This is a genomic window from Belnapia mucosa, assembly GCF_016775475.1.
GTDB classification, from domain to species: domain Bacteria; phylum Pseudomonadota; class Alphaproteobacteria; order Acetobacterales; family Acetobacteraceae; genus Belnapia; species Belnapia mucosa.
This window is the reverse complement of record NZ_JAEUXJ010000045.1, coordinates 1-11,646: the sequence shown is the minus strand read 5'-3', so window position 1 is coordinate 11,646 and position 11,646 is coordinate 1. Positions and strand designations below refer to the sequence as shown.

9 protein-coding genes are annotated in these 11,646 nt (G+C 65.2%); 3 read left to right on the top strand and 6 right to left on the bottom strand.

Annotation, left to right across the window (positions count from 1 at the left end; translation table 11 throughout):
* The 4 genes from JMJ55_RS29775 to JMJ55_RS29760 form a co-directional block, all read right to left on the bottom strand.
* Positions 1–947 (bottom strand): PAS domain S-box protein (locus JMJ55_RS29775; RefSeq protein ID WP_202829234.1); only part of this gene is annotated, 947 nt, incomplete at its 3' end.
* Between the two features lie 276 nt (positions 948–1,223).
* Complete coding sequence (locus JMJ55_RS29770; protein WP_202829233.1) at positions 1,224–2,198, bottom strand: HWE histidine kinase domain-containing protein; 975 nt, start codon at positions 2,196–2,198, stop codon at positions 1,224–1,226.
* A gap of 254 nt (positions 2,199–2,452) precedes the next feature.
* Complete coding sequence (locus JMJ55_RS29765) at positions 2,453–5,575, bottom strand: PAS domain S-box protein (RefSeq protein WP_202829232.1); 3,123 nt, start codon at positions 5,573–5,575, stop codon at positions 2,453–2,455.
* Positions 5,556–5,771, bottom strand: a complete 216-nt coding sequence (locus JMJ55_RS29760; protein WP_202829231.1) for a type II toxin-antitoxin system ParD family antitoxin — start codon at positions 5,769–5,771, stop codon at positions 5,556–5,558. Before JMJ55_RS29760 ends, JMJ55_RS29765 begins: the two co-directional genes overlap by 20 nt.
* A gap of 278 nt (positions 5,772–6,049) precedes the next feature.
* Between JMJ55_RS29760 and istA the strand changes: the two genes are divergently transcribed.
* Together istA and istB are read left to right on the top strand one after the other, a co-directional pair.
* Positions 6,050–7,576: an IS21 family transposase gene (istA, locus tag JMJ55_RS29755; protein ID WP_202829230.1), complete on the top strand. Its 1,527-nt coding sequence runs from the start codon at positions 6,050–6,052 to the stop codon at positions 7,574–7,576.
* A complete protein-coding gene (istB, locus tag JMJ55_RS29750; RefSeq protein WP_202829229.1) occupies positions 7,566–8,348 on the top strand; it encodes an IS21-like element helper ATPase IstB in 783 nt (260 codons plus the stop codon). Before istA ends, istB begins: the two co-directional genes overlap by 11 nt.
* Positions 8,349–8,410: 62 nt before the next feature.
* Here the strand turns inward: istB and JMJ55_RS29745 are convergent, their stop codons facing one another.
* Positions 8,411–8,689, bottom strand: a complete 279-nt coding sequence (locus JMJ55_RS29745) for a hypothetical protein (RefSeq protein ID WP_202829228.1) — start codon at positions 8,687–8,689, stop codon at positions 8,411–8,413.
* A gap of 1,381 nt (positions 8,690–10,070) precedes the next feature.
* On the opposite strand from JMJ55_RS29745, the gene JMJ55_RS29740 reads away from it, so the two are divergent.
* Complete coding sequence (locus JMJ55_RS29740) at positions 10,071–10,796, top strand: hypothetical protein (protein ID WP_202829227.1); 726 nt, start codon at positions 10,071–10,073, stop codon at positions 10,794–10,796.
* A gap of 411 nt (positions 10,797–11,207) precedes the next feature.
* Here JMJ55_RS29740 and JMJ55_RS29735 read toward each other — a convergent pair.
* Positions 11,208–11,646, bottom strand: a 439-nt coding sequence (locus JMJ55_RS29735) for a DNA/RNA non-specific endonuclease (protein ID WP_202829226.1), incomplete at its 5' end; no start/stop codon positions are given.

Below are 11,646 nucleotides of genomic sequence, written 5' to 3'. Positions count from 1 at the left end.
GCGCTGTCGGCCATGTGGCGGAACCGCGCCTCGCTCTCGCGTAGCGCTTCCTCGGTCCGGCGACGCTCGGTGACGTCCTGGCCAATCTTGAGAAATCCGCGAATCGTGCCTCGGTCGCCGCGCAACGCCTTGACGGTGCCGTCGATGAACACCCGCGCCCCGTCCTTGCGCAGGTGCCAGCGACGGTCTGGGGCAGTGCCTTCGCGGCGCGCCGTTTCGACCTCATCCCGGTCCACGTGATTCGCGCGGTCCTCCGGAGTGAAAATCAGGTTGGCAGGCTCGCCAACGGCCTCCTCCGAGCTCCAGCCGAAGACGGCCTCCGCGCCAGGCAGCCAGTCGGTGATGCGGTCCTCCGCGTCGGTGACGAGGATGGCGTAGTCGAGTGCGTTGTCGACGATGAGACGAAAGCGCTCCTCGGTCGCCTCAAGCTTGCGCACCTTGCGCAGGCGGTCGATGACGGGACCGAGGATGGTAGCGTAGGTTCGGAGAAACTCCGTATCCTCCGCACCGAAGTCGCGCGGTTCGGTGGCATCGACCTGCAGCAAGCCATAGGTCCGTCCACCAGGCAGGAAGACCGGCACATTCGCCAGCGCGATCACTCCGGCCTCCTGCATGAAGGGGGGAAGCTCGAACCGGTCCTCCTTGCGGATGTCTTGGCTGATGACCGGCTTGCCGGCCAGAATTGCGAAGGTCTCAGACGAATGCTCGGCCATAAGAAGGCGAAGTTCACCGACGATGTTGGGATTCCAGCCAACACCCGCCCGTACCAGGAGCGTCTGGCTATCCTCATCAATTTCGAGGATCTTGGCGCGCCCTGTGCCGAGCGCTTCGGCCACCAAGCGGCAGGCCTCTGCCAGAACCTCATCGAGGCTCTCGCTGCGCAGCGCCAAGTCGCCGAAATCGGCGAGAGCCCGCTGGCGCGTGACTGTCTGTTTGCGGTCGGGCATGCCGCTCTCCTGTCTTGGCGCCGCACGTGCTTGCCGGCAGCCTTTGCTCCCTCTGCCTCGTCTGCCGGCGGCGCAGCAGCGTCTCACCATCGAGCCGGAGCCGGCCCAGAGGATCTAGTGAGGATAGAAGATTTGGCAGGTGATGCCCAGTGAGGCGCCTAGCTTGCCACCTGCCGGACGCCGATCGGACAAGGCGCTGCATGGTCGGTTTATGTTGTATCGCCGTCCTCAACAGCGGCCAGAGCCGGTCAGCACCGACCTCTTCTGGCGCCGCGGTCAGCGCGTTACGGCTGCAACGGCCTCCAATGGCGCATCCACTTCGCAGCGCAAGCCGGAAGGCTCAAACAACAAGCGCACACCGGCACGCAGCCCATGCGTCAAGCCGCGCTCAATCAGCCGCGAACCAAAACCGCGGCGGGTTGGCCGGAGCACTGGCGGCCCATCTTCCTCCGCCCACGAAAGTTGCAAACGCTCGAGTTCAGAATTTCGGTTGATTGACCAATGGAGTTGGACGCGTCCGCCAGGCCCGGACAAGGCACCATGCCGCAGAGCGTTCATCCTCAACTCATGCAAGGCCATCCCGAAGGCCACTGCGGCACCGGGTCGCAGCCGCACCTCTGGACCAGCAAGGTTGATGCGCTCGGCAGTGCCGCCGCGCTGTATCAGTTGCCGCTCAACAAGCGCACGAAGCGGTGCGCCTTCCCAATACTCCTGCGCGAGGAGAACATGCACCCGAGACAGCGCGAGCAACCGACTCCGAAAGGCATCCCGAACCTCCGCAACACTCCTCCGATCATCCTGGAAGGTTTGTGCCGCAACTGATTGAACAGCGGCGAGCGAGTTGTTGACCCGATGGTTGAGCTCGTCGACCATCCGCTTCTGACGCTCTTCAGCGCGCTTGCGTTCGGTGACGTCGCGCTGTGCGGCAACCCAGTGAACGACCCGCCCGTCTTCCACGACAGGGGTGATCAGCCACTCGACGGTGTACGTGCTGCCGTCCTTACGGTAGTTCACCGCTTCACCCTGAAAGCTCTTACCAGCCCGAAGGGCTGAGCGTAGGCGGGCCAGCACGTCCCGATCCGTAAGAGAACCCTGCAGAATGCGGGGAGACTGCCCCACGACGTCATGTGCGGCATAGCCGGTCATGCGTTCGAAGCCAGGGTCGACGTATTCGATAAGTGGTCCAGGAGGGTCGAGCTCCGGGCCCGTGATGACAATTGCCTCGCCGATCGCTCGCACGGCGGAGCGCAAGATTGCGAGCTCGTGCCTCTCACCCCATCGAGCTGCGGCGTGGAGGCTACCTTCTACGTCGGCGGTGCTCCCGTCCCCGATCCTCTCCATCACATAGGCCTACCTGATCATAATGCGACGTAGCACATGACGCTGACAGGTGACCGAGCCTGAGCCAAGCCGGCAAGTTTCTAAACTTTGCTCTCTCCCGGCTTCGCGAGAGGCTTCCACGCCGCGAGCCGCATCCCATTGTCCAAATCTGGCTCGCATCGGCACTACCCTAACCGGTGAAGCACCCTCGACAGGTCCTCGGCTGAGTAGGGCTTGTGCAGCAGGGCGAAGCCCTTCGCGCCGCCTTCCACCAGCACATGGCTGTAGCCACTGGTCAGGATGATCCGCAGCTCCGGCCAGCGCCGGCGGACCTCCTTTGCGAGCTCCACCCCGTTCATGCCAGGCATGACCACGTCCGAGAACACGACATCAAAGCGGCTCGCATCCTCCTCCAGCAGCTCCAGCGCGGCTTTGGCGTTCGGCGCCCAGGTGGCGACATAGCCGAAGTCCTCAAGCATCTGCCGGGCGAACTCTCCGACCTGGGTGTTGTCCTCCACCAGGAGCACGTTCCGATACTTTACTTCAGGGGCCTCGACCTCGGCCCCAAGATGTGTCGGCTCAACCACGGGCTTGGCTTCGGCGCGAGGCAGATAGAGCGTAAACACCGAGCCCCGACCGATCTCGCTCTCGACATGGAGTTCGCCGCCCGACTGCTTGGCGAAGCCATAGACCTGCGACAGACCGAGCCCGGTGCCCTTGCCGACCTCCTTGGTGGTGAAGAAGGGCTCGAAGATCCGGCCAAGCATCTCCGGCGCCATGCCTGCCCCCGTATCGGAGACAGATACCGCGACGAAGGCGCCCGGCGTGCCCGCATGCCCGCGCGTCGGCGGCACCGCGGAGGCGAGCCAGGTCCGGATGGTCAGGCGTCCTTCGCCATCCATCGCATCGCGGGCATTGACTGCCAGGTTGACCAGCGCCGTCTCGAACTGATTGGCATCGGCCTCAACGGCGCAGCCCTGACATTCGAGGGCAACGTCAATCCTCACACGCCCTCCGACAAGGGGGCGGATGAGCTCCGCGACGGCCTGGACCCGCTCGCCCAGGGCAAACACTTCCGGCTTGAGGGGCTGGCGCCGGGCGAAGGCGAGGAGCTGGCGCGTGAGCTTGGTCGCGCGCTCGGCGGTCTCGGCGATCGCCTCGACGTAGCGGCGTCGCCGTTCCTCCTGCAAGCCCGGACGACGTAACAGCTCCGCGGAGGAACGGATCACGGTCAGCAGGTTGTTGAAGTCATGCGCGACGCCGCCCGTGAGCTGGCCGACGGCTTCCAGCTTCTGGCTTTGCCGCAGTGCCTCCTCCCGTCGCCGGAGTTCAGTGGCGCGGCGCGCCACCTCGACCTCGAGCTCACCATTCAGGCGCCGCAATTCACGCTCCGCCTGCCGGCGCTCGGTGACGTCGAGGATGGCCCCGATCATGCGCAGGGGCTCGCCGTGGGGGCTGCGCACCATGAAGCCGCGGTTGAGCACATCGGCATAGCTGCCGTCAGCGCGCTGGAAGCGATACTCGTCCGCCCAGCGGCTCTCGGTGCTATCGATTACTGCGTGGACCGACCGGGAGACCCTCTCGCGATCGTCGGGATGGATGCGCTCGAACCACCATCCACCGGAAGGCTCGACCTCTCCCAACCGGTAACCGTGGGCCTTGTGTAGCGCCTCGTTCCACTGGATCAGATCGCGCCGCAGATCCCAGTCCCAGACCGCGTCATTGGTTGCCCGCACCGCGAGGTGGTAGCGTTCCTCGATGGCGCGCTGCCCCTCCTCGGCTCTGCGTTGATCGGTGATGTCAGTGTCCATGCTGACCCACTCGCGGACAGTCCCATCGGGTTCGCGGACGGGGACGGCGCGGGCGACGACAAGACGCCACTCGCCATCGGTGCGGCGTAGCCGGTAATCGGTGTCGTACGGCGTTCCCGCCGCAACGGCTGCGGCCCATGCCTCAGCTGCCCGAGCACGATCATCCGGATGGACCGCATCGAGCCAGCCTGCGCCAAGCCATTGCTCCAGGGTTTGGCCGGTGAAGGCACGCCAACTCAGCGAGTCCTCCCACACCTGGCCATTGGCATCGGTAGCCCAAACCGTAGCCGCGGTGGCGGCTACCAGGGCTCGGAAGCGCTCCTCGCTGGCGCGCAACGCTGCCTCGGCTTCCTTGCGATCGGTGATGTCGAGCACGAACTCGACCACCTCCTCGCCAATCCGCCGTGCCGCGAACAGACCCCACCAGCGCGAGCCGTCCTTGCGGTAGTACTGCTTCTCGTAAGGGATGGTCTCACCGCACGTGGCGACCTCGTCGATCGCCTTGAGCGAGGACGGGTAGAACTCGGGCGGGGTCAGCTCCTGCCAGGTCTTGCCGAGCGCCTCCTCATGGGTGAAGCCGGTCATCCGCAGAAAGGCCTCGTTCACCTCCGTGAGGCGGAAGCCCTCGCCCCAAAACATCACCCCGACCGTCCGGATCGAGAGGGCAGCCCGCAACCGGGCCTCGCTGAGCCGCAGGGCCTCCCATGACTGCTCGCGCTCGGTCACGTCGCGCGAGGAGGCCAGCAAAAGCTCAGGGCGTCCATCCGCGCCCGGCACCGCGGTGACCTGCACATCCCACCGCTTCGGCTGGCCCTTGGCGGTCGGGCACAAGCCTCGGAAGCGGCCAATCCGCCCGGCTCGGGCTTCGGTCAGGGCAGTTTGAACCTTGCCCCGCTCCTCCTCCGGCCAGATGGATGTCCATTCTTGGCCCCTGACGGCCGCGAAGTCATCGATCTCCGTCGCGCACAGGCCAGGGCCATTCATGTAAGTGAAGCGCCCATCAAGCGTCAGGAGCTTGAGACAGTCGGCGCTGCTCTCCAGCACGCTGCGCAGCACCGCCTTGCTGGCCCGAAGCTGTTCGCCGGCCAGATGCTGGTCGGTGCGGTCGCGCACGATCTTCACATAGCCGATGTGCTCGCCCGTCTCGTCATCCTCAAGCCGGGTCATCGAACCGGAGCCCCAGAAGCGGCTGCCGTCCTTGCGTAGATGCCAGCGTTCGTCCACTGCCCGCCCGGTTTTCCGGGCCTGCACCATCTCCGTCGCGCAGGCACTTACGGCCTGATCCTCAGGCGTGAAGATCATGCCGGCGTCCTGGCCTACCGCCTCGGTCTGCGCCCAGCCCATGACCCGCTCGGCGGCGCTGTTCCAGCTGGTGATGGTGCCTTCCAGGCAGATCGTCAGGACGGCAAAATCGGCCGAACTCTCGAGCACCAGCTCGGCAAGACGTCCTGGGCTCGGCAGCTTATGGCGGGCGAGGTCAACCTTGCGGCTGTACATCGGAGTGCCCTGGGGTTGCGATCAGAGGCTGGTGAACCGGCAGCTCGGGGGGCAGCGCCTCGCCGCGCTCGAGCAGGCGCAGGCCGGCGCGGACGACCTCGCTAGAGCTTTGATAGCGGCCGGAGGCGACGAGGCGCTCGACGAACCGGCATAACTCGGCCGTCAGGGCGACATGGAGGCTGTGATGGGCTGGCATACCCGTCTTCTAACGACGGTGTGATCAGGGTGTCACCCCAAAAGAAGTTCATCCATGCAACCGTGACGGAAGCACACTGACAGTAGGGTCGCCGCTAGTCTCGCTGGTTCTCAACCGAACCACATCCAATGTCAGGATCAAGGTTGATGACACCTTGCCGAACACTGTTGATTGCCACTGAGATCTGACCCGGTTTGGGGTGAAGTTGCCACTGAGAGTTGACCCATGTTCGGACGCTAGCCTCGGCCTTCTGGGCGGAGGCGGCGGGAGTGTTGGACATGGCGTTGTTGAGCGTTATTCGGCGCTGGCATTTCCGGGAACACCTGTCGATTCGGGCGATCGCCCGCCGGACCGGTCTGTCGCGGAACACCATCCGCAAGTACCTGCGGTCCGAGACGGTGGAGCCTGCTTTCAGGACGCCTGATCGCCCCAGCAAGCTGGATCCCTTTGCCGAGCGGCTAGCAGTCTGGCTGCGGACGGATGCCCGCAGACCGCGCAAACAGAAACGCACGGCCCGGCAGTTCCACGCGGAACTGGCCGGGCTCGGCTATGATGGCTCGTACCGACGGGTCGCTGCCTTTGTACGCGCCTGGCAGGATGATTGGCTGCGCCAGCAGCAGACCTCCGGCCGCGGTGTCTTCGTGCCGCTGGCCTTCGGGCCGGGCGAGGCGTTCCAGTTCGACTGGAGCGAGGAGCATGCCGTCATCAGCGGCGAGCGCACCAAGTTACAGGTTGCCCACCTCAAGCTCTGCCATAGCCGTGCATTCCTGGTGCGGGCCTACCTCCTGCAGACACACGAGATGCTGTTTGACGCCCACAACCACGGCTTTCGCGTGCTGAGTGGCGTGCCGCGGCGCGGCATCTACGACAGCATGCGCACTGCCGTGGACCGCATCGGCCCGAGCCGTGAGCGGCAGGTCAATGCCCGCTTCCTGGCCATGGCGAGCCACTACCTGTTCGAGCCCGAGTTCTGCAATCCCGCCTCGGGATGGGAGAAAGGTCAGGTCGAGAAAAACGTCCAGAACGCCCGGCACCGGTTGTGGCAGCCCATACCCCAGGTCGCCAGCCTGGAGGCGCTGAACGCTTGGTTGGAACAACGGTGCTTCACCCTCTGGGAGGAGATCCCGCACGGGGTTGAGCCCGGCAGCGTCGCCGTGGCCTGGCGGCAGGAGGTGGACTGCCTGATGCCGGTCCGGCGGTCCTTCGACGGCTTTGTGGACGAGACCAAGCGGGTGTCGCCGACTTGCCTCGTGCACTTCGACCGCAACCGCTACAGCGTGCCCGCCTCCTTCGCCAACCGCCCGGTCAGCCTGCGGATCTATCCCGACCGCATCGTGGTGGTGGCTGAGGGGGCGGTCATCTGCGAGTACCAGCGGATCATCGAGCGATCACACGGGCAGGGCCGGACAGTTTACGACTGGCGTCACTACCTGGCTGTCGTTCAGCGCAAGCCCGGTGCCCTGCGCAACGGCGCGCCCTTCGCCGAACTGCCGGAGGCGTTCCGGGAGTTGCAGCGTCAGCTGCACGGCAGGGCTGGCGGCGATCGGGAGATGGTGGAGATCCTCTCCCTGGTGCTCCAGCACGATGCACAGGCCGTGCTGGTCGCCGTGGAGATGGCGCTGCAGGCCGGGGGCTCCACCAAGACCCACATCCTGAACCTGCTGCACCGGCTGACCGACGGCGCGGCCTCCCAGGTGCAGCCGATCGAGGCGCCCCAGGCCCTGGTGCTGGCGCAGGAGCCCGAGGCCAACGTCGCCCGCTACGACAGCCTGCGCTCGAGGCAGGGAGGCCGTCATGCGTCATGATCCGGCGACTGCCGCCATCACCATCATGCTGCGCAGCCTCAAGATGCACGGCATGGCACAGGCCGCGGCCGAGCTGACCGAACAGGGCGCGCCCGCCTTCCAGAGCGCGGTTCCCATCCTGTTGCAGCTGCTCAAGGCGGAGCTCGCCGAGCGGGAGGTCCGTTCCATTGCCTACCAGCTCAAGGCCGCACGGTTCCCGACCTACAAGGACCTCACGGGCTTCGACTTCACCGGCAGCCAGATCAACGAAGCCTTGGTGCGCCAGCTTCACGCCGGCGCCTTCATGGAGAAAGCCGACAACGTCGTGCTGGTCGGCGGGCCAGGCACCGGCAAGACCCACGTCGCCACTGCGCTCGGCGTCCAGGCCGTTGAACATCACCGCAAGCGCGTGCGGTTCTTCTCCACGGTGGAACTGGTCAACGCCCTTGAGCAGGAGAAAGCCGCCGGGAAGGCCGGACAGATTGCCGCTCGCCTGCTCCATACCGATCTGCTCATCCTCGACGAACTGGGCTACCTGCCGTTCAGCGCCTCAGGCGGCGCCCTGCTGTTTCACCTGCTCAGCAAGCTGTACGAGCAGACCAGCGTTATCATTACCACTAACCTCAGTTTCAGTGAGTGGGCAGCGATCTTCGGAGATGCCAAGATGACTACCGCGCTTCTCGACCACCTTACCCACCACTGCCACATCCTGGAGACCGGCAACGACAGCTTCCGCTTCAGGAACAGCTCCGCCACCCAAGCCAAGCACGAAAGGAAGCCACAACCCACCTGACAGGACTGAAAACCCCGCTCCTCCATCCACAACCCGGGTCAATTCCTCATGGCGATCCCGGGTCAGATCTCAGTGGCAATCAACACCCGGCCCTCCGGCGCGAGCGGGCCGTCGAGCCAGAGCTGGGCCTTCGCGACGGCCACGCGGTCGGGATCGCCCGAGGCTTCCTCCAACTCTGCCCAGGCCATCACCGCCGCGACCTCCCGCGAGTACTCTGGCGGCGGCGCGCCCGCCACGTTTGGCGCGACGAGGACAAGGCCACGGAAGCGCGCGGGATGCCGCAGGGCGGCGTCGAGCGCGAGCTTGCCGATGCGACGGCCCGAGACGGTCCATGACGCCATACCACTCGCGCCGGTTTCCGGCGTTGCTGTGGAGGAAGACCACAGGTGGGCCCTCCCCTATCACGTCCGCAGCGAGGAGGGCACGGCCAGAGGCGACGTGATGGATCTCGGGCATGAACCAAGCCTACGACATTTAAACGGGGGCCACAGCAGCGAGGTCCATGCAGAGCTTCAACCCATAGAACGGACGTTTGGGCTGAACCGCTGTCGGCGATCACGTAGGCCTTGGTCTCATAGCCCCCACAAGAACGGCCAAGTGGCTCACCAGCACCCCGCTGCGATCATCTCGAGTAACTGTAGCATCGAGCGCTGCCGTCCATGCGTGGTAATGTCAGTTACTGTGCATAGTATGCATGCACTGGCCTGAAGCTGGTGCCACCAAGATCGGTGCAGCGGTAGGCAGCCTTCATCCGCACTGCAAGCATGTCCTCAGGCCGCGCGCTTCCCGCTTCTGCTCGACCAGGTAGCCGTAGCGGATGCAGTTGGCGCGGTCATCATCCTCGGCGAAGGGATCCGCAAAACGCCGCGCAACCTTCGGCAAACCCGACTTTGTTCCGTGTGGTTCGAGAAGCTCCGCGACAGGGGTCACGCCTGGGATTGTGGCCGACTTCCCTTCGGCTGTTGCTGGCTGCTGCGTTGATGGCTCCCACATCGGCCTGACATGCGCGATCGGGGGCGTCGGCTCAGTTGGTGTGGAATGCGCTGCTTGCTGTGGAGCCGGCGGAGATGCATTTGAACGAATCCCGTTGGGCCAAGCCTGCGCACGGGCCTCCTGCGAGGCGTGAAGCGGAGGGTCCTCCATTGGCCTCGATGGACCACGTGCAAGCTGCACAACCTCGACGACCCGACCGGCTGTGGTAACTGAGCCCCTCTTCCGGGGCGCGGTGACAATGTGCCGCTTTTCACCGAAAGAGACGCCCCGCCTGGAATGGCGAGGGACAACCTGATCTTTCTCTGACATAGGTATCCATTATCGAGGACGGCGATCTCCGCAGAACGCCCGGAGTATGACGCGAGATTCGTCGACATCGCTGTCGGAGCTTTCGCCAAGCAGCGTCACGGGCCAGTGTGGGTTCCAGCCCCTGGCTGCAGCTGACGTTACCTTAACGTCGCAATAATGAGCAGATAGTGATACCTTGATCGCCGCCCTGGTGGTTTGGCTGCGGCACGGTGGGCAACTCCACAACCCGTCGCCCCATGTCCAGAGCTCATCATAAAGCCAGGACGGCGGCATGGCTGCCGAGGCCTTCCGATGGTGGGGCGGCAACTCCCACGACCCCGCCTGACTACACCTTTCGGCGCAACCTCTGAGCGGCGAAGGCTTTGGGTCCCGAGCCGGGTGCGGACCAGCGTCCCCCAGGCGGCGGCGAGAGGGTAGCACATGACACATCCACGATCCCGGGCCGGCCTTGCGGTGGCGGTGAGTTTGGCATTGTTCTCGACCAGCGCTGCGGTGGCCCAAGACCGCTCGGCGGTACAACGCGCTGGAGAGCAAACCGCCAACGGCCTTCTGGCTCGGGCGGGCGACGGCTCCTACGGGCCGGTGACGTTCGATCCAGACAACGCGCCCTTCGGACTGCGCAACAACAATTGGGTCGCACTGAAGGGCCCCAACCTCACCGGAAGATGGGCGGGGCAGACCGCTGCCAACTCACAGGGCTTTGCCAGCTTTGAGGATCCGGCCTACGCAATCCGTGCATTCGTCGATCTCGTCCGGCAATACCAGGATCGCTACAAAGCGCGCTCCGCTGCGGACATCCTTGGGCGCTACTCACCCGCCGGGGACTGCTCAGGCGCGCCTTCCGTCCCCCCTGCCGAGCGGCGCGAAGGCGGCGGATGCCCGGAGAATCAGACGACCCCGCCAGTAAGCGCAGTGCGGGCGGCACGAGCCGTTGGGCTGCGGCCGACCGACGACCTCGACCTATTCGGCCCAGGCGGCAGGGTCGAGCACCCGGACCGGCTGCGAGCCTTGATTGACGCTGTAGTGACCCAAGAGGTGGGCCCGAGCCACTGCCCGCAGCCACCGCGCGGCGAGACCTGGATCGGCTGCCGGGTGGACGACGGGCTATACAACCGCGCCATTGAGCTTCTGGACAAGCGTGGCTGAGTTGGGCTCCGGGCATCAACCATCAGCCGCAAGTCGAGGCTGGCCGTGGCGTCCGGGTCCTGCCTGTGCCTCGGCGGACGCCCTCGGCAGTTGAGGGCGAAAGAATGACTGCAGCCCGAAACGGAGGCGAGCCTACTGCAGCGCAGCCGGCCTCATCCTTGCTTCAACGAGCGGATACTCACCATTGAACGAGCTGCATTATGGCGATGCGCGCCAGGACGGCGTCAGGCAGAAGCCTCGTGGCGCCAGCATCCCCGAAGGAGCCCCATCGCCCGGCTGTGCATCAAGGTGACCAGGGCGTCCGTCCCTGCCTCGCCGCAGCTTCCGCGGCTGCAGTGCGGCCTTAGCTCGGACAGTTTCATATCCGGATGAAGGATTGGAAAGGCGTTGAGCCTAGCAAGGTCTCGCAGCTCAGTCAGTGAGACGGTGCGCCACGCCATTCCCGGGGCATTTGGGGCGACATAGGCGGCCGCCTCCTGCCGTGAGGGGCAGGTAAACAGCCTTGTAGAGGCTGGTCGGCACCAGCATACGGTGGTTCAGTCGCGAAAGCTCCTTGTGCCCGCGGTCAAAGCCTGAGCGGGCGTAATTGGCGAGATGCGCCCGCTGGCCGGGCGGAAGGCGCTCCTCCTCGTGGAACGCGTTCTCCCATTGCAGGCCCCGGGCATCCTCAGTCCGTTCGCGGGTGAGATGTTCGGCTGCGGCCAGCGGCGTGCGGGAGATGCCGCTATAGAGAACGCTGTATTCCCGGAAGCACAGCTCCGTCGTCTTGGCCGCTAGAGCACTTTGATGTTGCACGGAATCGCGGGGTCTGATTCGACGCTGGTGATGCAGTGTCGAGGCGACGATGACG